We start from the raw sequence: 21,473 nt of genomic DNA, 5'->3' as shown, positions 1-21,473 counted from the left end.
CGTCACCGTGCCAGCTGAAGTCGTGCAGGTCGTTCAGGTCCATGACGTGCGATTCGGTGCGTCGGGCCGTGCGCTCGAGCCCAGGCTCGTGTACTGATAATCGTTCCTCCGGCGGTTGCTCGTCATACGCTGTTGCGGAAGCCACCGTGCGCTCGGACCACCGGATTCAGCACCGCGGCGAGGCGGTGACCGAACGCGTGGTCTTCGCCGATCGCGGCCACTCCATGCCCGCCGATCACGGCCGGCGCGCGGTCGCCGACACCGCATTGCGATTCCTCGGCGAGCACGCTCCCGCGGCGCCCGGCTTGCCGTAGTCCATTCCATCCGGATCGAAGGGAACCATCATGCCGACGATCACCACCACCGATGGCGTCGAGATCTACTACAAGGACTGGGGTTCGGGGCGTCCCGTGGTGTTCAGCCACGGCTGGCCGCTGAACGGGGACGCCTGGCACAACCAGATGAACCTGGTCGCGAGCAACGGCTACCGCGCCATCGCGCACGACCGGCGCGCGCACGGCCGCTCCGGCGACGTGTGGGACGGGCACGACATGGACCACTACGCCGACGATCTGGCGGCGGTGCTGAACGAGCTGGACGTCACCGACGCGATCCTGGTCGGGCACTCGACCGGCGGCGGGGAGGTGACCAGGTACCTGTCCAGGCACGGCACTTCGCGGGTCGCCAAGGCCGTGCTGCTGGGCGCGGTGCCGCCGTTGATGCTGCGGACCGACGCCAATCCGGAAGGGACGCCGATCGCGGCGTTCGACGACATCCGGGCGGGCGTGGCCGCCGATCGGTCGCAGTTCTGGAAGGACCTGGCGGTCCCGTTCTTCGGCGCCAACCGCCCGGGATCGAACGTCTCCCAGGGGCTGCGTGACCACTTCTGGCTGATGGGCATGCAGGTGGGGCTCAAAGGCGCGCTGGATTGCGTCGAGGCGTTCTCCGAGACCGATTTCACCGCCGAACTGCCGGGCATCGACATCCCGGTGCTGGTGGCACACGGTGACGACGACCAGATCGTGCCGTTCGCCGCGGCGGCCGCCAAGACGGCGGAGTTGCTACCGCGGGCACAGCTGAAGGTGTATCCCGGCGCTCCGCACGGCCTGTGCGGCGACTTCGAGAAGGCGTTCGACGCCGATCTGCTGGACTTCGTGCAGGACTGAGGCTGCCCGTCGTCACCGGGAGGCGTTGCGGGCAAGCGGTTCGGCTTTCGACAATTAGACTGCATAAACAGACGAACCGGGATTCGCCTGCGTCGCGTGGTGGGCGCGGGGCGCCGGGTACGGCGCGACCGGAGACCAGAGCGAGGAGGTGCGGCCGATGTCGAGCACCGAGGATCGGCGCTTCGAGGTCCTGCGCGCGATCGTCGCGGACTATGTCGCGACCAAGGAACCCATCGGGTCGAAGACCCTGGTCGAGCGGCACAACCTGGGTGTTTCCAGCGCGACGGTGCGCAACGACATGGCGGTGCTCGAGGCCGAGGGATACATCACCCAACCGCACACCAGTTCCGGCCGCATCCCGACCGACAAAGGCTATCGGCAGTTCGTGGACCGGATCGCCGAAGTGAAGCCGCTGTCGCCCGCGGAGCGCAGGGCGATCATGGAGTTCCTGGAATCGGGTGTCGACCTCGACGACGTCCTGCGCCGCGGCGTCCGCTTGCTGGCCCAGCTGACCAGGCAGGTCGCGGTGGTGCAGTACCCGACGGTGTCGGCGTCCACGGTGCGGCACATCGAGGTGGTCGCCCTCAATCCCGCGCGTCTGCTGCTGGTGGTGATCACCGATACCGGCCGGGTCGACCAGCGTCTGGTGGACCTCGGCGCGGTGATCGATGACGAGGACCTGGCCGCGCTGCGCGGCATGCTCGGCGGCGCGATGGACGGCAAGCGGTTGGCCTCGGCCTCGGCGGCGGTCGCGGAACTGCCCGAGCGCGCGCCGGTGCGGCTGCGCGACGTGCTGGTGCGGGTGTCCACGGTGCTGGTGGAGACACTGGTGGAGCACCCGGAGGAGCGGTTGGTGCTCGGCGGCACCGCCAACCTGACGCGCAACGCCGCGGACTTCGGTTTCCCCGGTTCGCTGCGCGCGGTCCTGGAGGCGCTGGAGGAGCAGGTGATCGTGCTCAAGTTGCTCGCCGCGGCGCAGCAGCCGGGCACGGTGACGGTGCGCATCGGCGAGGAGACGCAGGTCGAGCAGATGCGCGGCACCTCGGTGGTGTCGACCGGCTACGGCGCGGCGGGTGCGGTGCTCGGCGGTATGGGGGTGCTCGGCCCGACCAGGATGGATTACCCGGGCACGATCGCCTCGGTGGCGGCCGTCGCCCGCTACATCGGCGAGGTCCTCGCCGAGCGCTGACCGGAAACCCGGTCGGCCATGCCACTGCTACGCTCGACCCTTCGGGCGGATAAAGTTGAGTGCACGAGACTAATGCTGTTGTCGGCGCGCTTCGTACGCGGCGCGGCACCGGCGGCACCGTCGAGAACGACCAAGGACTAGAGACTCAAAGTGGCACGGGACTACTACGGACTGCTCGGCGTCGCGAAGAACGCGACCGATCAGGAGATCAAGCGGGCCTACCGCAAGCTGGCGCGTGAGCTCCACCCCGACGTCAACCCCGACGAGGCGGCGCAGGCCAAGTTCAAGGAAGTGTCGGCCGCCTACGAGGTGCTGTCGGATCCGGAGAAGCGGCGCATCGTCGACATGGGCGGCGACCCGCTGGAATCGGGCGGCGGCGGAGCCGGCTTCAACGGGGCGGGCTTCGGCGGGCTCGGCGACGTCTTCGAGGCGTTCTTCGGCGGTATGAGCGGCACGGCCGGCGCGCGCAAGCCGCGCGGGCGGGTCCAGCCGGGCGCCGATTCGCTGATCCGCACCCGGCTGAGCCTGGCCGAGTGCGCGGTGGGCGTCACCAAGCACCTGACCGTGGACACCGCGATCCTGTGCGACATCTGCCAGGGCTCCGGCACCAACGGCAATTCCAAGCCGGTGCGCTGCGAGACCTGCAGCGGCGCGGGCGAGGTCCAGTCGGTGCAGCGGTCCTTCCTCGGCCAGGTGCTGACCTCGCGCCCCTGTCCGACCTGCCGCGGCGCGGGCGAGACCATCCCGGACCCGTGCCACAAGTGCGGCGGCGACGGCCGGGTGCGGGCGCGCCGCGAGATCGCCGCGCCGATTCCGGCCGGTGTCGCGAACGGCATGCGGGTGCGGCTGGCCGCGCAGGGCGAGGTCGGCCCGGGTGGCGGCCACGCCGGTGACCTGTACGTCGAGATCGTGGAGCAGCCGCACGACGTGTTCGTCCGCGACGGTGACGACCTGCACTGCACCATCCGGGTGCCGATGGTCGACGCGGCGCTGGGCACCACCGTGGTGATCGACACCATCCTCGACGGCCCGACCGAGCTGACCATCCCCCCGGGCACCCAGCCCGGCGAGATCTCGGTGCTGCGCGGGCACGGCATGCCGCGGCTGCGTTCCGGCGCGCGCGGCGACTTGCTCGCGCACCTGGACATCGTGATCCCGGCCAAGCTGGACAGCAAGCAGACCGAGTTGCTGCGCAAGTACAAGGGAATGCGGGAGCGCGAGCGCGCCGAGGTGATGTCGGCGCAGTCCGAGCACAACAGCGGTCTGTTCGCGCGGTTGCGCGCCTCGTTCAGCGGGCGCTAGGTGGCCGCGACGGTCTTCTACCTCGACGAGGTGCCCGCACCGGGTGCGGTCGCGGTGCTCGACGGCCCGGAGGGCAGGCACGCCGCCACGGTGCGCCGTATCCGGGTCGGCGAGCCGATCACGCTCTCCGACGGGCGCGGTGTGCTCGCCGAATCGGAAGTCGTCGTCGCGCACCGCGACCGGCTCGAACTCACGGTGCGCAACCGGGTGCTGGCGGCCCCGCAGGCGCCGCCGGTCACCGTCGTGCAGGCGTTGCCGAAATCGGACCGCTCGGAACTCGCGGTCGAGCTGATGACCGAGGCGGGTGCGGACACCGTCATCCCGTGGCAGGCGGCGCGCTGCGTCGCGAACTGGGAGGGCAAAGCGGCCAAAGGGGTCGACAAATGGCGGGCCGCGGCCCGCGCGGCCGCCAGGCAGTCCCGCCGGGCCTACATCCCCGAGGTCGCCGACCTGCACCGCACCAAGGATCTACTGGAGCTGGTCCGCGCGGCGAAGGCCGACGGCGCGGTGGTCGCGGCGCTGCACGAGTCCGGCACCGCCCGCTTCATCGACCTGCCCTTCGCGAACGCCACCGCGATCGTCCTCGTGGTCGGTCCGGAAGGCGGGCTGGACGACACGGAACTCACCGCCTTGGCGGAGGCGGGCGCGGACGTGACGCTGCTCGGCCCGACTGTGCTGCGCACCTCCACCGCGGCGGCGGTCGCGCTGGGCGCTCTGGGCGCCCTGACTACCCGCTGGTGAGAGTTTCGCGGTGGTCGCCGCTCCGATCGGCGTCTTATCCACTGGGCCGTGTCGGTGGGGCGCGTTAAACTCGTCTCAACACAGCAGTCGAGACCGGAAAGCAGGCTGTAGCCACTTTTGAGAACACAAGGTGAGATCGGCGACCCGGCCAGCACAGCGGCGGGCATCGGCGCCGGCGACAACGGTTCGGGTCCCGCAGCGCGCACCGTGCGCTCGAGTATCGAACTCGCTCCCGAATCCGTGTTCCCCTTCCTGGGTTCGGCCGACCAGAACCTTCGTGAACTGGAATCGCTGCTCGATGCGGACATCCACGTCCGCGGCAATTCCGTCACCCTCACCGGCAAGGCGGCCGACGTCGCGCTCGCCGAGCGGGTCATCGAGCAGTTGGTCGCGCTCACCGGCCGCAACCGCGTGGTGACCCCGGAGGCGGTGCGGCACACCGTTTCGATGCTCACCGAGGGCTCCAGCGAGTCTCCCGCCGAGGTGCTCAGCCTGGACATCCTGTCCCGGCGGGGCAAGACCATCCGGCCCAAGACGCTGAACCAGAAGCGCTACGTCGACGCGATCGACGCCAACACCATCGTGTTCGGCATCGGCCCGGCCGGTACCGGCAAGACCTATCTGGCCATGGCCAAGGCGGTCCAGGCGCTGCAGTCCAAGTCGGTCAACCGGATCATTCTCACCCGTCCGGCGGTCGAGGCGGGGGAGCGGCTGGGCTTCCTGCCGGGCACGCTGAACGAGAAGATCGACCCGTACCTGCGCCCGCTCTACGACGCGCTGCACGACATGATGGACCCGGAGGCCATTCCCAAGCTGATGGCGGCCGGTGTCATCGAGGTGGCGCCGCTGGCATACATGCGCGGCCGAACGCTGAACGACTCGTTCATCATTCTCGACGAGGCGCAGAACACCACCGCCGAGCAGATGAAGATGTTCCTCACCCGGCTCGGGTTCGGATCGAAGATCGTGGTGACCGGTGACGTCACCCAGGTCGACCTGCCGACCGGCGCGCGGTCGGGTCTCCGCGCCGCAAGCGAGATCCTCACCGAGATCGAGGACATCCACTTCGCGGAGCTGACCAGTAGCGACGTGGTCCGCCACCGTTTGGTCTCGGACATCGTCGACGCTTACGACCGCTTCGAATCCGAGACGCGGTCGCCGGTCGCCCCGCATTACGGCGGCAACCGGGCGCAGCGCCGCGCGGCGAGCCGGGCGGACCGGCGGTAACTCGTTTCGCCGGGCGGGGCTCCGCTCCGGCGACGCGATCGCCGGGATCGTAGTCTGTTCGGGTGAGCATCGAGATCGCCAACGAGTCGGGTATCGACGTGCCCGAAGAAGAGCTGGTCAGCGTCGCGCGGTTCGTGATCGCCCGGATGGACGTGCACCCGGCCGCGGAGCTGTCGATGGTGCTCGTCGATCTCGACACCATGGCCGACCTGCACATGCGCTGGATGGACCTACCCGGTCCGACCGACGTCATGTCCTTCCCGATGGACGAGCTCGAGCCGGGCGGACGCCCCGACAGCCCGGAACCGGGCCCGTCCATGCTCGGCGACATCGTGTTGTGCCCGGAGTTCGCCGCCGGACAGGCGCGCAAGGCGGGGCACCCGCTGGACCACGAACTCGCCCTGCTCACCGTGCACGGCGTGCTCCACCTGCTCGGCTACGACCACGCCGAGCCGGAGGAGGAGAAGGAGATGTTCGCGTTGCAGGCCCGGCTGCTCGAGGAGTGGTACGAGAGCCTGCGCGAGGCGCGGCGGCGCGCCGAACTCGCCGAGCGTGACGCACGGCTGCTGGGCAAGGCGGGCTTCACCACACCGGGTGACTCCCTGGGTTCCGCGTGAATTCCCTGACCCTGGTTCTGCTCGCGGTCCTGCTCGTCTCGCTGGGCGGGGTGTTCGCCGGTGTGGATTCCGCGCTGAACACCATTTCGCCCGCCCGCGTGGAGGACTTGGTGCGCGCCGACCGGCCCGGTGCGGTGCGGCTGAGCCGGATCGTCGCCGACCGGGCCCGCTACGTGAACCTCATGGTGCTGTTGCGCATCCTGTGCGAGATCGGCGCGACGGTGCTGCTGGCCGCCGGTCTGATGACGGTCTGGGAGCGGAACTGGGCGCTGCTGGTCACCGCGCTGGTGATGGCGCTGGTGTCCTATGTGGTGGTCGGCGTCGGCCCGCGCACGCTGGGCCGTCAGCACGCGTACTCGATCGCGCTGGCCGCGGCGCTGCCGCTGCAACTCATCGGCGCGCTGCTCGGTCCGCTGAGCAGGCTGCTGATTCTGCTCGGCAACGCGATCACCCCGGGTAAGGGTTTCCGCAACGGACCCTTCGCCTCCGAGATCGAGCTGCGCGAGGTGGTCGAGATGGCCGGTGAGCGCGGCGTGGTGGCCGACGACGAACGGCGCATGATCCAGTCGGTCTTCGAACTCGGTGACACACCGGCGCGCGCGGTGATGGTGCCGCGCACCGAGATGGTCTGGATCGAGGCGGACAAGACCGCCGCGCAGGCGATGTCGCTCGCGGTGCGTTCCGGGCATTCCAGGATCCCGGTGATCGGCGAGAACGTGGACGATATCCTGGGCGTGGTCTACCTCAAAGACCTTGTGCCGTATGCCGATCGCAGCCGCAAGGTGCGGGTGCGCGACGTGATGCGGCCCGCGGTGTTCATGCCCGACTCCAAACCGCTGGACAGCCTGCTGGACGAGATGCAGCTGCGGCGCAACCACATGGCGCTGCTGGTGGACGAGTACGGCGGTATCGCGGGCCTGGTGACCATCGAGGACGTGCTCGAGGAGATCGTCGGTGAGATCGCCGACGAGTACGACACCGACGAGACCCCGCCGATCGAGGATCTCGGCGACGGCCGCTATCGCGTCTCGGCCCGGCTGCCGGTGGAAGACCTCGGCGAGCTGTACGGGCTGGAGATCGAGCTGGAGGACGTGGACACCGTGGGCGGCCTGCTCGCCCACGAGCTGGGCCGGGTGCCGCTGCCCGGGTCGAAGATCGAGGTTCACGGGCTGGTGCTGCGCGGTGAAGGGGGAGCGGACGCGCGGGGCCGGATGCGGGTGAACACCGTGGTGGTGCGCAAAGCGCGCGAGAAGGTCCCCGCCGGAAAGACCAACGGCGACAATCCCAATGGCAAGCGCAAGGCCAACGGATCGGAACGGGAGACGCCGGCCGATCGCGACGAGGACGGAGACACCGAATGACCGAACTGGACGCCGAGGACAACAAACTGGTCGTGCTGGCCCGCGGCGCGCTGGGCCGCACCGGCGGGGCGAGCGGAGCGGCGATCCGTGACACCGACGGCCGCACCTACGCCGCGGGCGAGGTCACGCTGACCGCGCTGCGGCTGACGGCGCTGCAAGCCGCGGTGGCCGCCGCGTTGTCCAGCGGCGCGGAGGGATTCGAGGCGGCCGTGGTGGTCGGCGGGCGATTGTCCGACTTCGGGGTGGCCGCGGTGCGGGAGGTCTCGGCCGAGGCGCGGATCATCTTCACCGACCGCGACGGCGCGGTGTTCGAGATCGTCGACGACTCCGCGGACGCGGTGGACGCGGTGAGCGCCGACGCGGGCGAGGTGCGCGGTGGCTGACGCGCGGGAGAAAGACGAATTCCGTTCCGGCTTCGTCTGTTTCGTCGGACGGCCGAACACCGGCAAGTCGACGTTGACCAACGCGCTGGTCGGCGCGAAGATCGCGATCACCTCGTCGCGCCCGCAGACCACCAGGCACACCATTCGCGGCATCGTGCACCGCGAGCACGCCCAGTTGATCCTGGTCGACACCCCCGGTTTGCATCGCCCGCGCACCCTGCTCGGGCAGCGCCTCAATGACCTTGTGCGCGATACGTATTCGGAAGTCGACGTGATCGCGCTGTGTATCCCGGCCGACGAGAAGATCGGTCCGGGCGACCGTTGGATCGTGCAGCAGATCAGGCAGATGGCGCCGAAGACGACGCTGCTCGGCGTGGTCACCAAGATCGACAAGGTGAGCCGCGACCAGGTCGCCGAGCAACTGCTCGCCGTCTCCCAGCTGCTCGGCCCGGACGCCGACGTGGTGCCGGTGTCGGCGGTCAAGGGCGAGCAGGTAGAGGTTCTGGTCGACGTCATCGCCTCGAAGATGCCGGAGGGCCCGGCGTTCTACCCCGACGGCGAGCTCACCGACGAGCCCGAGGAAACGCTGATGGCCGAGCTCATCCGCGAGGCCGCGCTCGAAGGCGTCCGCGACGAACTGCCGCACTCGCTGGCCGTCGTCATAGAAGAGGTCCTGCCGTACGAGGAGCGCGAGGACATGCTCGACGTCCACGCCCTGCTCTACGTCGAGCGCCCCAGCCAGAAGGCCATCGTCATCGGCAAGGGCGGCTCGCGCCTGAAGGAAGTCGGCACCAACGCCCGCAAACAGATCGAGCACATCCTCGGCACCCGCATCTATTTGAACCTGCACGTGAAGGTGGCGAAAGATTGGCAGCGGGATCCCAAGCAGTTGGGCAAGTTGGGTTTCTGACCGATTCGGTCGTTGGCGGCCATCGGGATCGACGTCCGGGTCAGAGTTCTCGGCCCATGCTCGTCAGGTCGAACCTATGGTCGGGTCCATGAACGACGCGACAGAGGTCCGGCTCGGAACCGCCGACGACGCACGGCACCACTTCGATGCGATCTGCGAGCTGTATGACGCAGCATTTTCCGCACCCCCGTTCGTTTGGCCGGAGACCGAGTCGCAGCGGCATCGAGAGATGCTCAGCGACATGATCACCAAGCCGGGCTTCGGTATCACCCTCGCGGAATCTCGCGAGCGCCTGGTGGGATTCGTGTATGGAACCACTCTGAGCACCAGCACCGGTTGGTGGGACGGGTTCCAGCAACCGGTATCCCCGGACGTCACGCGCGAATGGCCGGGTAGGACCTTCGCAGTGATCGATCTCGCCGTTCAGGAGTCGGAGCGGCGACACGGTATCGGCCGCCGACTGTTGGACATCCTGCTCGGTAGCAGACCCGAGCAGCGGGCGACGCTGGCAGTCCAGCCGCAGGCGGAAGACACACATGCGTTCTACCGTGCGGTCGGTGGATGGCGCTTCGTAGGGCGGCAAGACACACCGGCGTTCGTATCACCGGAGTTCGACATCTACATCCGGGAGTTAAGGAGTTCGTAGTCTGCTAGCAACTGGTCGAGTTCGCGCACGCACAGCGCATCCGACCACGGGCCGAGGTCTGCTCGCGCATCGAAAATTATTCCGATGAGCCGGTCGGAACGGCACGACACTGCTAGACCGGCTGCCTTGCCGACGACCTGAGCGGCTTCATCGATCTCCCGTGCCGCAATGTGGGCGTGCGCCAGATCGACGTAGGCTACTGCACGATTGCGGGTGAAGTCGTCGCCGATGAGAGCGAGCGACGATTCGGCTGCCTGCTGTGCCTCGGCGGCGCGTCCGAGCCGGTACATGCAGTCGCTTCGGAACGACAGCGACAGCCCTGGCCCATGGAAGTAGGCGATGGAGTTCTCCACTGTGGCAGCATCGTCGAGAACGGTGTCGGCGGCATCGAGCGCTGCGATACATGCCTGATGGCCGCCGGTACCGGCGTAGGCAAATGCCGCAATGACATCGGCATACGAGCGAAGCAGGCCATCGTCCACCGATCGTGCCCAGTTCTGAGCAGCCACCGCGTGATCGATCCCCGTGCGCGGAGAGCCACGCCAAATGGCGAGGTAGCTCATGTTGCAAAGGACTAGAGTCACCAGCGCGTCATTGCCTGCCGCGTGGGCGGATTCGCGGGCCTGCTCGTAACTCGACTTCGCGGAATCGAAGTCGCGCATATCGAAACGCATCCACCCAACCATCTCCGCGAGCTGGCTGTGGACGGTCAGCAGGCGGGGCCGCAACTGGTCCGGCGCTTCCCGCAGTAGAGCGGACGCGATGGCCAGCTGGGCGGAAACCATTGGAAGTACGGCGTACGGGCCGTAAAGGTCCTCCTGTGACAATGCGATATTCATCGCGGACTCGATGTGGCCGATGGTGGCGCTATCAACTCTGCCAGGTTGGACGAGGACTTCACCGACTCGTTGCTGTTCGTCCGGATCCAGGCCCGCCAGCATTGCGGCGACGGCAGGCAATCCGCCAGAAACCCCACCGAACAGGCGAAGCAATTCACGTCGGTTCATCTCGACCCACGTCCTCAGTTCGGCATTCAGAGACGAGTGTAGGCGGGTCGATGGGGAGAAGGTCGCGATCGTGTGCGTGACCGATGCACTCTCGTTGTAGAACCTGTACCCCTGCTCGGGACTGAGACCTTCCAGCACCGTGTCCATGGCATCCGAGGCACGCGGGCTCAGTGCGGCTCGACTGCCCTGCTGTTCCCATTTTCCGATCGTGCGCACCGCACGTCCGCAGACCGCTGCGAACTCCTCCTGTGTGAGCCGCATAGCCGTACGAAGCGCCAGAACGTCAGCGCCGGTCCACTTGTCGATCATCGCTGGCCCCACCCCTCACCTCGACGTGTCGAATACCGGAAGAGTAGGACCAAAATGCCTGCTGCGTTCCTGTATTACGTCGCCTCGTCGCTGGATGCTGATCTTGCATCCGGTGCCGGGTCGATGCCGTTGCGCCCAACGGCACATCGATCGGCTGTGAGCGGCTGATCGATGGCGCGTGCTCCTCGGCGCCGGGTGCTCATCACACCACGAGCGGGGAGATGCGGGGATGGGGTTGGAGGACACTCAGGTGTTGTCGCCGGTGCAGGCCGATACGCCGTTGACGCGGTGCCGCTTTTATCGCGAGACCTGCGGGCTACCCGCCAGAGTGCAACCCGAACTCGGAAGTATCGTCGTGCCTGCGGGCCGAGTAGGCGCGATCACCATGCCGCATCAGCTCGGCGCTGCGGTCAAAGCGCGTATGCACTCTCTGGGCGTGCGACCCGGTCCGATCGTCTCGCATCCGCGCTCGAAACGATGGACGTTCCTGATCGTGCCGGACGTGCCGGACGAGATCAGGTTGTTCGCCGAGTTGTTCCGGCTCAACGTCTCGGTAGCACGCTTCGGTGCGCAGATCGCATTGCCCTCACCAGGCGCGCGCCAAGCGGGATTCCGCGTCTGGGTGACACCCCCACGCGACACCTTCCGCCCGTCCGGCATGGTCGTCATCGAGTCGATCCGAGCTTGCCAACCGCACCGCAGGCGGTGACACCATGGACCCGCAGCTGTCGCCGCGCCCGGATGAGGACGACGTGCACCTGTCGATCCAATTCCACGACCTCCGCCTGAATTTCGCCGCCTGCACATCCGCAGCGTCCCGCTTCATACAGGACTGGCGCGCCTACCACTACCCGGACGCGGTGACCGTGATCCCCGGCGACCCAGCCGGATTACCGCGATTGCCGAACGAACGCCTTTATCTGGAGCCGCCGCAACCGCGATAGTCGCCGGTCGATCTGACCGGTGTGGGTTTCGACCCGGCCGAGCGCTATGGACCTTCGGGCGAGCGAGACCGGCGTGTTCGTACCGGGTTCGTTCACCACCACGGCGTGGGACGGTGGCGCTGCCATTGGAGCTCGGATTCGAGTTGGGCGGCCAACGAGATCAGCAAAGGTTCGGAGTTCGCGGTGCCCATCAATTGAGCGCCGACGGGGAGGCCGGAGTCGGTGAAACCGGCGGGGACGTTGACGCTCGGCCAGCCCAGGACGTTCCACGGCCAGGTGTAGGGGCAGGCGGCGGTGATCAGGTTGTTGGTGGCGTTGACGCCGATGCCGTCGATCTCCTCGGCGCGCGGCGGTGGAGTCGCGGTGGTCGGCGCGAGGACGACGTCGTAGTCGCGGAAGAAGTGGCCGATCCGCCTGTGTAGCAGAGGTTCCAGTTGCCGTGCGGCGTAGAGGGCGGGTCCGTCGAGCACGCGCCCGATTCGGGCGTTGGCGGCGGTACGGGGATCGACCTGGAGGCCGGGCGTTTGGTGGTACACCCGCCGGATCCCGGCGAGCGAACGCGGCAGGAACGAGGCGCCGATCATGATGCCGTAGTGCAGGTCGGCCACGGTGACGGTGTGCCCGAGGCCGCGCAGCGTGTCGGCGGTGCGCCGCACCGCTTGCTCGACCTCGGGGTCCAGCGCGGTTCTGGTCGCGGTGAACGGGATGCGCAGCGACAGGGCGATGCGCAACCGGCCAGGGTCACGGCCGACGGCGTCCGAGGCGGTGATCGGGTCCGGTGTGTGCAGGTCGCCGGGGTGCGGCCCGGCCGCGGCGTCCAGCAGCAGCGCCGCGTCCGCGACGGTGCGCGCCAGCGGCCCGTTCACGGTGAGCCCGTAGAACGCCTCGGCCTCCGGCCAGGTGGAGATCCGCCCGCGCTGGGGTTTGATGCCGACCAGGTTCGTCCACGCGGCGGGGATGCGGATGGAGCCCGCGCCGTCGGAACCCAGCGCCGCGGGGACCAGTCCGGCCGCGACGGCCGCCGAGGCTCCGCCGGAGGAGCCGCCCGGCGTCCTGGTGCGGTCCCAAGGATTGCGGGTGTGGCCGAACCAGGCGGCGCTGGTGAACGGCCACTGCCCGAGTTCGCAGGTATTGGTCTTCCCGACGATCACCGCGCCCGCCGCGCGCAGGCGACGGACCGATTCGGCGTCCTCGGTCTTCGGCGCGAACTCGCCGCCGCACCCGAACGCGGTCGGCTCGCCCGCGATATCGGTGTCGTCCTTCACCGCCACGGGCACGCCGAGCAGCGGCAGTCGTTCCCCGGCGGCCAACCGCCGGTCGGCGTCGGCGGCCTCCGCCAGCGCGCGTTCCCGGCGCACGATGCGGAAGGCGTTCAGTGTGCCCTGTGCCGCGTCGATCCGGTCCAGTGCGCCGCCGACCGCCGCGGCCGAACTGATCGCGCCGTCCGCGATCGCGGCCGCCAGTTCGGCCAGCCCCAGTTCGCGGGTGCCGGGCGGCAGCCGGGTCGGATCGGACACTGTCATGTGAACTCCCTGTCGTTCGCTTTCGAACAACCGTAGCGGGCACCTGGTCAAGCGTCCATAATGTGGCTGCGCGCATCCGCGGGTTCGTGTGGGAACTCGATTGCCCGCCGTGCAAGATCTTGCTCAAAAGATCGTGCGCAGGTGTGAATTTTCCTCGTGCGGCGAGGTGGCAATCAGAGTTGGTACAGCGCAGGCATTTTCGTAGACCGGATGCTGACCGAATGCTTGGCTCGTCCTGTGCGATGCCCAGAATGTGAAGAGTCGAATCCCGCAGGCGCCGCGTTCTGCGGGAACTGTGGTGCGCGGTTGCGCGGAACGGAGTCCGGGGAATCGTCGCGGCAGACCGAAACCGGCGCGATGCGCCGGGAAGAAGCCACCCGTTATCTCTGCGCCGCGGTTCATTTCGACAGTGCGCTGGCATCCGAGGTCGTCGAGAAGGTGCTCGAGGAACCGTTGCGGTCGGTGGCCCGGTCGCCGGGCGTCGATCTCGTCGCGGTGGCGAAGCACGCGGTCGCCGCACGGGAGCGGCAGCTCGCCCGCAACCTGGTGATGATCGCGACGATGGTCGTCGTCATCGGGAATCAGATCGCCGCGGCCGACCTCGACGCCGGGCTGCTGGGCCTGCTCCTGATCCTCGATCCCTTCCGCTTGTTCTCGCCGCTGTCGCTGGGCGCCCTCCTCGTCGGTTGGCTCGCCGTGTGGGGCGAAGGGTGCGTCGCACGCTGGGGCGGGACGGCGAATTCCCTGCGCCGCGGCACGTTTCGCTCCTCGTCGGCTCCGGCACCGCGGAAGCCCTCGGTCCGGCAGCAGATCGAGCACGTCGCGGCCTATTCCGACGGCAATGTGACGGCGTATCACGGCTACCAGCCGTTCCTCGGCCACGGGTGGCCGCTTTCGGCCTGGTCGATGGCGCTGGACATCACCAAGCCGAGACCGGATCAGGAGCCGGTCCGGCCGTTCACCGCGGTCGAGTTGAACGAACGCCTCCGCAAGGAGATCGCGCAACTCGACATGCGTGGACTGAACGTCTACAACCGGCTGTTCGTCAACGGCGGGGACATCCACCACGACGAGCGATTCCTGCCGGATCCCGCAGGAAGGCCCGTGGATCGGGTGCCGGAGACGACGATCGAGTCCCTGATGACGTCACCGGAAGACCGGGCGCGGCCCTATCTGACCGCGGAGTTCGTCGGCTGGGGCGGGGAGGCGGTGTGGACCGCGTTCGTTCGCCTCGCCGTCAGCTCGACATCGCTGTTCGTGGAGGCGAACTACTGCGCTCTGCCGCCGCTGCGGCAGGTGTACCACGAGATCGATGATCTGCTGCTGCGCCCGCGGCCGTCGCAGGTGCTGCGCGTCGGCGGGCGCAGCCTGCTGCGTCTGCCCCGGACCTACTGGCACGCGGTGCCGGACGCCATCCGGCAACTGCTCGGCGATTTCCGCAGGGAACGCAAGTACGCCCGCCAGGTGAGTGAGGTCGGCCAGGTGTTCACGTTCGATCACGGAGCGCTCATCAGCATCCGTGAGGAGGCCGGCGATCTGCGGATCGACCGGCGTGGCCGCTCGATCCGCTACCACCGCTATTTCCAGCTGCTCGACCAGGAGATGTTCACCAAGACGGTCGAGAAGAAAATCTTCGAGACACTGGCCCAGTTCCTGACCGAGCGAAATATCGATCCGGACGAACTGATTCGCCGCGGCGAGCAGATCATCAACAGCAGCGTGACGATCAACGGCGACGCCAATCTGCTGAATTCCGCCATCGGCGGCGTTTCCGCGCGGGCCGCTTCCGCACCCGCCGAACCCTCGAGAATCAATCCACTGCGCAGAAGGGAAAGCGAATGAACAAGAATGTCGGCAGCAATACCGGAGTTTCCATCGGTGGGAGCGCGAACCTGACCGGGTCCGTCGTCGCGGGCCGTGACGGCACGGTGTCGAACACCGCCGGGGCGGCCGCGATTCCGGTTCCGCAGACCGTGGCGGAATTGCGTTCCGCCCTGCACGATCTGCTCGATCGGATCAGCCGGTACGACGCGGAATTGCCGGACCGGCAGCTGGTCGAGGAAACGACGCGGCAGGCGGTGGCCGAGGCGGCGAAGGAACGACCGAACCGGCTGGTGCTCTCGGGTTTCCTGCACGCCGTCGGGCGGTCGGTCGCAGGCATCGCCTCGCTCGCCGCGGTGGTGAGCGCGCTGGAAATCGCGGTCAAGGTCGTCCTCGGCTGAGCATCGCGCGATGCGGGGGTCATAGATGGCGAACTGCTGGAGATGCCGGGAACCGCTGTCCGGTGGGCGGCAACGGCACTGCACCGCGTGCGGCGCGGGGGTGTGCTGGAGCTGTGGGCACGAACCGGTCGGCGGAGCGGGGCGATTCTGCACCAGGTGCGGCGCGAGGTCGGCCGCCTTGGCGCGGAATCCGAGGCCGCCGGTCGAGAGTGCCCCGCCGCCGCGCAACCCCGCCGTCATCGCGGGGGGAGTACTGCTCGCCGCCGCCGCGGTGGTGGCGGTGGTGCTGGTCGTGGCCCCCGGCGACGACTCGGCGGCCGATCGGAAAGCGTCGGCCGTCGGGTCCGGACCGGCGCTGATGACCACGGGCGCCCGTACCGCCACGGCCACGCCGTCGCGCACGGGCGCCCGCACCACTACGCCGTCGCGCAGCAGCGCGCGCCCCACGACGACGACCACGACGGCCCCGGCGACCGGTCCGGCGAAGGTCGTGACGGCGTACTTCGACGCCATCAATCGGCGGGACTACGGCCGTGCGTGGGAGTTGGGTGGCCGGAACCTGGACACCAACTACGAGCACTTCGTGGCAGGTCTGTCGACGACCGAGCACGAGGCGGTGCGGATCACCGGGCAGAGCGGGGACACCGTGCACATCGAGCTGTCGGCCCGCCAGACCGATGGGTCGATACGGGTGTTCTCCGGCTACTACGTCGTCCGGAACGACGTCATAGTCGATGCGGTGATCCGCTGACTCCTGGTCGGGACGGATGCCTGTAGACATACATACCGTATGTATGTAAGGCTGGAGGTATCCGTTCGGGACTGGGAGGACCTATGGCAACAAGCACTTCACTCGGGCGCACCCACGAGGTGGAGCTGCCCGGTGGCCGCATTCGCTACCACGAGACCGGGGAGGGCGCTCCGGTCGTCTTCGTGCACGGGCTGCTCGTCAACGCGGACATCTGGCGCGATGTCGTGCCCGCCGTCGCCGCGGCCGGATACCGTTGCCTCGCGCCGGACTGGCCGCTCGGCGCACACGAGATCCCGGTTCCGGACGCGGAGCTGACCCCGGTCGGCGTGGCGGACCTGATCGCCGCGTTCCTCGAGCGTCTCGACCTCACCGACGTCACCGTGGTCGCCAACGACACCGGCGGCGCGATCACCCAGGTATTGCTCACTCGCGATCGGTCCAGGATCGGCCGCGTCGTGCTCGCCTCGGTGGACAGCTACGAGCACTTCCTGCCGCAGCCGTTCACGGCGCTTCCGCTGTTGGCGAAGGTGCCCGGGTCGATCCGCCCGCTGACCGAGGTGCTGCGCGTCCGGGCGCTGCATCGATTGCCGCTGGCTTTCGGCTGGCTCACCAAAAGGCCCATACCGCCGGAGATCGTCGACTCCTACCTGCTGCCGAGCCGCAATTCCGCCGCGATCCGCAAAGACCTGCGGCGCTTCCTGAAATCGGTGCACCGCCGGTACACAATGGAGGCCGCGCGCCACTTCGCCGACGTCGACATCCCGGTGCTGCTGGCCTGGGCGCGCGAAGATCGGATCTTCCCGGTGTCGTCCGCCGAACGACTGGCCCGGGATCTGCCGAACGCGACGCTGAAACTGATCGACGACTCCTACACCTTCAGTTCGGAAGATCAGCCCGAGTTGCTCGCCGAATCGATTCTGGAGTTCACTCGGCTGCATGCCACGCCGTAGCCAGGAAGACCGCTCTCGCGCAACCAGAGCCGCGCTCGAACAGGCGGGCCGCCGCCTGTTCACCGAGCGCGGCTTCGCGGGAACCTCGGCCGAGGAACTGGTCACCGAGGCCGGCGTCACCCGCGGGGCGCTGCACCACCACTACGGCGACAAACGGGGATTGTTCCTGGCGGTGCTGGAGCAGATCGAAGTCGAAACCACCGAGGAGATCGAAAAGGCCATCGCCGCGGTCGATCCCGATGACGTGATGGCAGGCATGGCGGCAGGGCTCGGTCTGTTCCTGGAGGTCTGCCAGCGCCCCGCGATGCTGCGCATCGGCCTCACCGATGCCCCGGCGGTGCTCGGCTGGCAGGCGTGGCGCGAATTCGAGTCCGCCCACGGCCTCGGCCTGATCACCGCGCAGCTCGAGCGCGCCCGCGCCGCCGGGTTGATCGCCGACGCCCCGGTCCCCGTCTTGGCCCAGCTGATCGTCAGCGTGGTCAGCGAGGCCGCCCTGATCGTCGCGCACGCCGCCGACCGAGACCTCGCGCGTGCGCAAACCCAGCAGTCGGTGCTGCTCTTGATCTCCGGTCTCCTGCGCAGCGGCGGCTGACGGCTCGCCTGCGCCCGGCGCGTCGACTCGGCGATCGACAGCTGCTCATGTTGCGCCGCCAGCCTGCCCGTTTCCGGCCATTCGGGGCCTTATCCTGCGCATATGACGGAGCAACCGGCACGGTCAGCAGGTCGATTCCGGTGGCGCGTGACGCTGACCGTGGGTCTCGTGCTGGCGGTGTGCGGTGCCGCGACCCGGCCGTTCAGCTGGCCCGCGACCGCGATCGTCGCGGTGGCGGCGCTGGGCGCGATGGTGCCGGCCTTCCGCGTGCGAATCGAGCGGCCTGCGCGCACCGCCCGGCTCGGGCGTGGCGTTGCCGTGTGGGCGGCGCTGTTGGTGGCGGCGTCGGCCTGGGAGGTCTACGCATTGCTGCGGCAACCGGCCCTGAACCAGCCGAGCCCAGAACATCCGAGCTTGTCCACGCTGCTGGATCCGGCGCTCGAACAGTGGCCGCTGCGGTTCGCCGGATGGCTGGTCTGGCTGGGCGCCGGATGGTGGCTGGTGTCGCGATGAGCGACCGCGCCATCGTCATCGCCGGGTTCTGCCTGCTCTTGGCAGTCGCGCTGGCCGCGGCCGCGGTCACCTGGTTACGCCGGGACCTGATCGCGTCTCTGAGCGAGACGATCGAGTACCTGACCAGCACCCGAGCAACGAAGATCACCGCCGTCCTGGTGTGGGCGTGGCTCGGCTGGCACTTCCTGGCCCGGTAACCCCACGCGCCCGACGCTTCCGCATCACGCGGGCCGCTGCCGGTGCTATCCGGCCGTGCGTCCATGCGTCCGTGCGGGACGGCGTGCGGTGTGTCGGAAGTGCACATTCCAACGTGCCCAGCTCACCCCAACCACGTCTTTCGAGCGAAGCGAGACCGAGCATGCGCCGTTCGCGGCCCGGCTCGCGTTTGCGCGGCCGCCGCGCAAGCGACGAAGGAGCAAGCGGCGGCCGCGCAAACGCGAGCCACCATGGGGCCGCGAACACGCCGCGCCGCAGGCGCGGCAATTAAGCTGACCCCCGTGCGGTTGTATCGGGACGAGGCGGTAGTGGTTCGCCAGCACAAGCTGGGTGAGGCGGATCGCATCGTCACGCTGCTCACGCGACAGCACGGCCTGGTCCGTGCGGTCGCCAAGGGGGTGCGGCGCACCAAGTCGAGGTTCGGGGCCCGGTTGGAGCCGTTCTCCTACATCGACGTGCAGCTGTATCCGGGGCGCACGCTGGACACCGTCACCCAGGTGCACACGATGGAGTCGTTCGCCGCCGACATCATCGACGACTACGGGCGGTATACCACCGCGTGCGCCGTGCTGGAGACCGCCGAACGGCTGGCGGGCGAGGAGCACGCGCCCGCGCCCCGGCTGCACGCGCTCACCGCGAGCGCCTTGCGCGCCATCGCGGCCAAGCAGCGGCCGCACGAACTGATCCTGGACGCGTTCCTGTTGCGCGCCATGGGTTTCGCGGGCTGGGCGCCCGCTTTGGACGAATGCGCCAAGTGCGCGACGCCGGGTCCGCATCGCGCTTTCCATGTCGCGGCCGGTGGCGCGGTGTGCGTGCACTGCCGTCCGCCAGGCGCGGCGACACCTGGCCCCGGCGTGCTCGATCTGCTGGTCGCGTTGTTGCGCGGGGAGTGGGAGCGCGTCGAGACGACGCCGGACGCGGTGCGCAGACAGGCCAGCGGGTTGGTCGCGGCGCACTTGCAGTGGCATCTGGAACGTCAACTGCGCACCCTGCCGTTGATCGAGCGGTCCGGGGCGCCGCAGGAGAAGCAGCCGCAGGAAAATCGAGCGGAGGCGAGTCAGCCGCTTACTCCACGAATTGAAGTTCTACCTGAGGTAGCTCGATCATGACGCGCGCGCACACCGCGCGATGCCAGGTGGCCGGGTAGCGGGTATCCGGCTCGTGTTTGGCGTAATCGTCGTTGGTTCGATAAGTGTGCAGGCGGGGTGAGATCTCCCCGGCGTCGATGGCGTCGACCATCGCCTCCACCACCTGTTCGGTCTCGTCCGCGAGGGCGGCGAGTTCGCGTGCCACGCTGTCGGGGATTTGGAAGGCGCCCTTCTCCCATCGCTCGACGGTGCGTTCCGCGACCGCGAAGAATCGCGCGCACCAAGGGACCGGGAGGCCGAGTAATTCGCGAGTGGCCCGGAATCCCGCCGCGGTCCCGGTGCCTGGTAAATCGGTCACGTCCGAGAAACCCCTCCCCAGTATCACGATTAGGGAAAAGAATAAGTCACCGGCGCCGGTGGGAACCGCGGAATTCATCAGGAAGCAACGCGGCGGCAGGGCAGTGGCGGCGATCAGGCAGGATGGAGGCCGTGATCCTCCGCCGAGACTCCGCTACCGCGACCGAGCCGAAGCGCGCGGGCGCCGTCCGCCCGCCCTCGCCGCATCCGTCGGGAGCTCGGCCGCCCGAACTGCCGCCGGAATTGGTGCCGTCGCATGTCGCGCTCGTGATGGACGGCAACGGGCGCTGGGCACAGGAACGCGGGTTGCCCCGCACCGCCGGGCACGAGCGCGGCGAGGCGGTGCTGATGGACACCGTCGAGGGCTGCATCGAGATCGGTGTGAAGTGGCTGTCGGCCTATGCCTTCTCCACCGAGAACTGGCGGCGCAGCCCCGAGGAGGTGCGCTTCCTCATGGGCTTCAACCGTGACGTGATCCGCCGCCGCCGCGACGAGATGCACGAGATGGGCGTGCGGGTGCGCTGGGCGGGTCGCCGCCCGCGCCTGTGGCGCAGCGTGATCAAGGAACTCGAGATCGCCGAGGAACTCACCAAGGACAACACGGTGATGACGTTGACCATGTGCGTCAACTACGGCGGCCGCGCCGAGATCGCCGACGCGGCACGGGAGATCGCGCGCCGGGTGGCGGCGGGCGAGATCGATCCGGAGAAGGTCACCGAGGCGACGGTGGCGAGATACCTGGACGAGCCGGACATGCCGGACGTGGACCTGTTCCTGCGTCCGTCGGGTGAGTTCCGCAGCTCCAACTTCCTCATCTGGCAGTCGGCCTACGCCGAATTCGTCTACCAGGACACGCTTTTCCCCGACTTCGATCGGCGCAACCTGTGGGAGGCGTGTCTGCAGTACGCTTCGCGGGACCGCCGTTTCGGCGGCACCAAGTGAACGGCGGCACGGACATGGACGCAGCGGTGACCCCGGAGCGGGAGCTTCAGGCGCGGGCCGGAGCCTGCCTGTCGAGTTACGGCATCGACGTGCGCGTCGACCCGGAGGGTTCGCTGGGCTTCGAGTACGAGGGCGCGCTGTCCTCGCTGCGCGCGGTGAACCTGGCGCCCGGCTTGGACGTGCTGAGCCTCACCTGCGTGCTGGCCTGGGACCGGCCGCTGAAGCCGCAGTTGCACAAGCGCGTGGCCGAGCGCAACAACGCGCTGCAATTCGGTTCGCTGACCGTGATCGGCCGCGGCAACCTCGCCGACGTCATCCTGCGCTACACCTTCCCCGCCGCGGGCTTGGACGACCAGGCCCTCACCACGATGCTGCTGCTCGTGCTGTCCAACGCGAGCCGGTCCAGGAAGGGCCTGCTGCCCTGAGGTCGTGTCCTGCCGGAGTCGTGACAGTCGTGCGGGTGCCTGGGCGAGTGCCCGCGACCTTCGCGGCATGACTTCGGCGACCACGGCGATTC

The 21,473-nt window shown here is 68.5% G+C and carries 26 protein-coding genes and 1 pseudogene; 24 read left to right on the top strand and 3 right to left on the bottom strand.

The genetic code is table 11. From position 1 onward, the window contains the following. The first annotated feature begins 146 nt into the window (after positions 1-146). The 11 genes from HOV91_RS05790 to HOV91_RS05740 all read left to right on the top strand — a co-directional run bounded on the left by HOV91_RS05790 (position 147) and on the right by HOV91_RS05740 (position 9,542). Positions 147-314, top strand: a complete 168-nt coding sequence (locus HOV91_RS05790) for a hypothetical protein (protein WP_174184401.1) — start codon at positions 147-149, stop codon at positions 312-314. A gap of 30 nt (positions 315-344) precedes the next feature. Beyond that, positions 345-1,166, top strand: a complete 822-nt coding sequence (locus HOV91_RS05785) for an alpha/beta fold hydrolase (RefSeq protein WP_174184400.1) — start codon at positions 345-347, stop codon at positions 1,164-1,166. A 157-nt stretch (positions 1,167-1,323) separates the two neighbouring features. After that, positions 1,324-2,355, top strand: coding sequence for a heat-inducible transcriptional repressor HrcA (gene hrcA, locus HOV91_RS05780; protein WP_174184399.1), 1,032 nt, complete (start codon positions 1,324-1,326; stop codon positions 2,353-2,355). 150 nt (positions 2,356-2,505) lie between these two features. Next, positions 2,506-3,657, top strand: coding sequence for a molecular chaperone DnaJ (gene dnaJ / locus HOV91_RS05775; RefSeq protein WP_174184398.1), 1,152 nt, complete (start codon positions 2,506-2,508; stop codon positions 3,655-3,657). Next, on the top strand, positions 3,658-4,398 hold the full coding sequence (locus tag HOV91_RS05770; RefSeq protein ID WP_174184397.1) for a 16S rRNA (uracil(1498)-N(3))-methyltransferase: 741 nt from the start codon (positions 3,658-3,660) through the stop codon (positions 4,396-4,398). Positions 4,399-4,563: 165 nt separating this feature from the next. Further along, the gene (locus HOV91_RS05765; protein WP_174184474.1) at positions 4,564-5,625 is read left to right on the top strand and encodes a PhoH family protein; all 1,062 of its coding nucleotides are present in this window, start codon (positions 4,564-4,566) and stop codon (positions 5,623-5,625) included. A gap of 62 nt (positions 5,626-5,687) precedes the next feature. Further along, positions 5,688-6,242 carry an rRNA maturation RNase YbeY gene (gene ybeY, locus HOV91_RS05760; protein ID WP_174184396.1) on the top strand — a complete coding sequence of 185 codons (555 nt, stop codon included), beginning with the start codon at positions 5,688-5,690 and terminating at the stop codon, positions 6,240-6,242. After that, on the top strand, positions 6,239-7,603 hold the full coding sequence (locus HOV91_RS05755) for a hemolysin family protein (protein ID WP_174184395.1): 1,365 nt from the start codon (positions 6,239-6,241) through the stop codon (positions 7,601-7,603). Before ybeY ends, HOV91_RS05755 begins: the two co-directional genes overlap by 4 nt. Further along, positions 7,600-7,986 (top strand): cytidine deaminase-like protein, encoded by a 387-nt coding sequence (locus HOV91_RS05750; RefSeq protein ID WP_174184394.1) that lies wholly within the window; start codon positions 7,600-7,602, stop codon positions 7,984-7,986. Before HOV91_RS05755 ends, HOV91_RS05750 begins: the two co-directional genes overlap by 4 nt. Then, positions 7,979-8,896, top strand: coding sequence for a GTPase Era (gene era / locus HOV91_RS05745; protein ID WP_174184393.1), 918 nt, complete (start codon positions 7,979-7,981; stop codon positions 8,894-8,896). Before HOV91_RS05750 ends, era begins: the two co-directional genes overlap by 8 nt. An 88-nt stretch (positions 8,897-8,984) precedes the next feature. Then, positions 8,985-9,542: a GNAT family N-acetyltransferase gene (locus tag HOV91_RS05740; RefSeq protein ID WP_174184392.1), complete on the top strand. Its 558-nt coding sequence runs from the start codon at positions 8,985-8,987 to the stop codon at positions 9,540-9,542. Here the strand turns inward: HOV91_RS05740 and HOV91_RS05735 are convergent. Further along, on the bottom strand, positions 9,515-10,858 hold the full coding sequence (locus HOV91_RS05735; protein WP_174184391.1) for a helix-turn-helix domain-containing protein: 1,344 nt from the start codon (positions 10,856-10,858) through the stop codon (positions 9,515-9,517). The genes HOV91_RS05740 and HOV91_RS05735 overlap by 28 nt on opposite strands. A 229-nt stretch (positions 10,859-11,087) precedes the next feature. Between HOV91_RS05735 and HOV91_RS05730 the strand changes: the two genes are divergently transcribed. Both HOV91_RS05730 and HOV91_RS05725 read left to right on the top strand, forming a co-directional pair. Continuing rightward, entirely contained in the window at positions 11,088-11,567 is a 480-nt protein-coding gene (locus tag HOV91_RS05730; RefSeq protein WP_174184390.1) for a DNA-directed RNA polymerase subunit beta, read from the top strand. A gap of 4 nt (positions 11,568-11,571) precedes the next feature. Further along, the gene (locus HOV91_RS05725; RefSeq protein ID WP_174184389.1) at positions 11,572-11,802 is read left to right on the top strand and encodes a hypothetical protein; all 231 of its coding nucleotides are present in this window, start codon (positions 11,572-11,574) and stop codon (positions 11,800-11,802) included. Between the two features lie 92 nt (positions 11,803-11,894). Here the strand turns inward: HOV91_RS05725 and HOV91_RS05720 are convergent, their stop codons facing one another. After that, on the bottom strand, positions 11,895-13,325 hold the full coding sequence (locus HOV91_RS05720; RefSeq protein WP_174184388.1) for an amidase: 1,431 nt from the start codon (positions 13,323-13,325) through the stop codon (positions 11,895-11,897). A gap of 210 nt (positions 13,326-13,535) precedes the next feature. Here HOV91_RS05720 and HOV91_RS41005 point away from each other — a divergent pair. From HOV91_RS41005 to recO, 9 genes and pseudogenes are all read left to right on the top strand, one after another. Continuing rightward, a pseudogene (locus HOV91_RS41005) lies at positions 13,536-13,628 on the top strand (zinc-ribbon domain-containing protein); the annotation flags it as partial. A gap of 3 nt (positions 13,629-13,631) precedes the next feature. Next, the gene (locus HOV91_RS05715; protein WP_174184387.1) at positions 13,632-15,167 is read left to right on the top strand and encodes an AbeC-like domain-containing protein; all 1,536 of its coding nucleotides are present in this window, start codon (positions 13,632-13,634) and stop codon (positions 15,165-15,167) included. After that, a complete protein-coding gene (locus HOV91_RS05710; RefSeq protein WP_174184386.1) occupies positions 15,164-15,547 on the top strand; it encodes a DUF5955 family protein in 384 nt (127 codons plus the stop codon). The genes HOV91_RS05715 and HOV91_RS05710 overlap by 4 nt, the downstream gene beginning before the upstream one ends. A gap of 178 nt (positions 15,548-15,725) precedes the next feature. Continuing rightward, positions 15,726-16,298 carry a hypothetical protein gene (locus HOV91_RS05705; protein WP_174184385.1) on the top strand — a complete coding sequence of 191 codons (573 nt, stop codon included), beginning with the start codon at positions 15,726-15,728 and terminating at the stop codon, positions 16,296-16,298. An 83-nt stretch (positions 16,299-16,381) separates the two neighbouring features. Then, entirely contained in the window at positions 16,382-17,248 is an 867-nt protein-coding gene (locus HOV91_RS05700; protein ID WP_174184384.1) for an alpha/beta fold hydrolase, read from the top strand. Next, the gene (locus HOV91_RS05695; protein WP_174184383.1) at positions 17,235-17,840 is read left to right on the top strand and encodes a TetR/AcrR family transcriptional regulator; all 606 of its coding nucleotides are present in this window, start codon (positions 17,235-17,237) and stop codon (positions 17,838-17,840) included. The genes HOV91_RS05700 and HOV91_RS05695 overlap by 14 nt, the downstream gene beginning before the upstream one ends. Before the next feature lie 102 nt (positions 17,841-17,942). Beyond that, entirely contained in the window at positions 17,943-18,353 is a 411-nt protein-coding gene (locus HOV91_RS05690) for a hypothetical protein (RefSeq protein ID WP_174184382.1), read from the top strand. Continuing rightward, entirely contained in the window at positions 18,350-18,550 is a 201-nt protein-coding gene (locus HOV91_RS05685; RefSeq protein ID WP_174184381.1) for a DUF6186 family protein, read from the top strand. The genes HOV91_RS05690 and HOV91_RS05685 overlap by 4 nt, the downstream gene beginning before the upstream one ends. A gap of 300 nt (positions 18,551-18,850) precedes the next feature. Next, the gene (gene recO / locus HOV91_RS05680; protein ID WP_312884483.1) at positions 18,851-19,678 is read left to right on the top strand and encodes a DNA repair protein RecO; all 828 of its coding nucleotides are present in this window, start codon (positions 18,851-18,853) and stop codon (positions 19,676-19,678) included. Here recO and HOV91_RS05675 read toward each other — a convergent pair. Then, on the bottom strand, positions 19,635-20,015 hold the full coding sequence (locus HOV91_RS05675; protein ID WP_174184380.1) for an Aca2/YdiL-like domain-containing protein: 381 nt from the start codon (positions 20,013-20,015) through the stop codon (positions 19,635-19,637). The two genes, recO and HOV91_RS05675, sit on opposite strands and share 44 nt — an antisense overlap. Positions 20,016-20,137: 122 nt before the next feature. Here HOV91_RS05675 and HOV91_RS05670 point away from each other — a divergent pair, with 122 nt between their 5' ends. Together HOV91_RS05670 and HOV91_RS05665 are read left to right on the top strand one after the other, a co-directional pair. Beyond that, positions 20,138-20,956, top strand: a complete 819-nt coding sequence (locus tag HOV91_RS05670) for an isoprenyl transferase (RefSeq protein WP_217439674.1) — start codon at positions 20,138-20,140, stop codon at positions 20,954-20,956. A 14-nt stretch (positions 20,957-20,970) separates the two neighbouring features. Beyond that, on the top strand, positions 20,971-21,381 hold the full coding sequence (locus HOV91_RS05665; RefSeq protein ID WP_174184378.1) for a YbjN domain-containing protein: 411 nt from the start codon (positions 20,971-20,973) through the stop codon (positions 21,379-21,381). The last annotated feature ends 92 nt before the right edge of the window (positions 21,382-21,473 follow it).

Source organism: Nocardia barduliensis, from assembly GCF_013315795.1.
In the GTDB taxonomy this organism is placed as follows: domain Bacteria; phylum Actinomycetota; class Actinomycetes; order Mycobacteriales; family Mycobacteriaceae; genus Nocardia; species Nocardia barduliensis.
The sequence above is the reverse complement of the archived record's forward strand: the minus strand, read 5'-3'. Positions and strand labels throughout refer to the sequence as shown.

Bases quoted from the DNA above. Each gene is read 5' to 3' on its own strand.
- HOV91_RS05785 (WP_174184400.1), top strand. From the start codon at position 345: ATGCCGACGATCACCACCACCGATGGCGTCGAGATCTACTACAAGGAC.
- hrcA (WP_174184399.1), top strand. From the start codon at position 1,324: ATGTCGAGCACCGAGGATCGGCGCTTCGAGGTCCTGCGCGCGATCGTC.
- HOV91_RS05750 (WP_174184394.1), top strand. From the start codon at position 7,600: ATGACCGAACTGGACGCCGAGGACAACAAACTGGTCGTGCTGGCCCGC.
- HOV91_RS05740 (WP_174184392.1), top strand. From the start codon at position 8,985: ATGAACGACGCGACAGAGGTCCGGCTCGGAACCGCCGACGACGCACGG.
- HOV91_RS05735 (WP_174184391.1), bottom strand. From the start codon at position 10,858: ATGATCGACAAGTGGACCGGCGCTGACGTTCTGGCGCTTCGTACGGCT.
- HOV91_RS05730 (WP_174184390.1), top strand. From the start codon at position 11,088: ATGGGGTTGGAGGACACTCAGGTGTTGTCGCCGGTGCAGGCCGATACG.
- HOV91_RS05725 (WP_174184389.1), top strand. From the start codon at position 11,572: ATGGACCCGCAGCTGTCGCCGCGCCCGGATGAGGACGACGTGCACCTG.
- HOV91_RS05720 (WP_174184388.1), bottom strand. From the start codon at position 13,325: ATGACAGTGTCCGATCCGACCCGGCTGCCGCCCGGCACCCGCGAACTG.
- HOV91_RS05710 (WP_174184386.1), top strand. From the start codon at position 15,164: ATGAACAAGAATGTCGGCAGCAATACCGGAGTTTCCATCGGTGGGAGC.
- HOV91_RS05700 (WP_174184384.1), top strand. From the start codon at position 16,382: ATGGCAACAAGCACTTCACTCGGGCGCACCCACGAGGTGGAGCTGCCC.
- HOV91_RS05695 (WP_174184383.1), top strand. From the start codon at position 17,235: ATGCCACGCCGTAGCCAGGAAGACCGCTCTCGCGCAACCAGAGCCGCG.
- HOV91_RS05690 (WP_174184382.1), top strand. From the start codon at position 17,943: ATGACGGAGCAACCGGCACGGTCAGCAGGTCGATTCCGGTGGCGCGTG.
- HOV91_RS05685 (WP_174184381.1), top strand. From the start codon at position 18,350: ATGAGCGACCGCGCCATCGTCATCGCCGGGTTCTGCCTGCTCTTGGCA.
- HOV91_RS05670 (WP_217439674.1), top strand. From the start codon at position 20,138: ATGGAGGCCGTGATCCTCCGCCGAGACTCCGCTACCGCGACCGAGCCG.
- HOV91_RS05665 (WP_174184378.1), top strand. From the start codon at position 20,971: ATGGACGCAGCGGTGACCCCGGAGCGGGAGCTTCAGGCGCGGGCCGGA.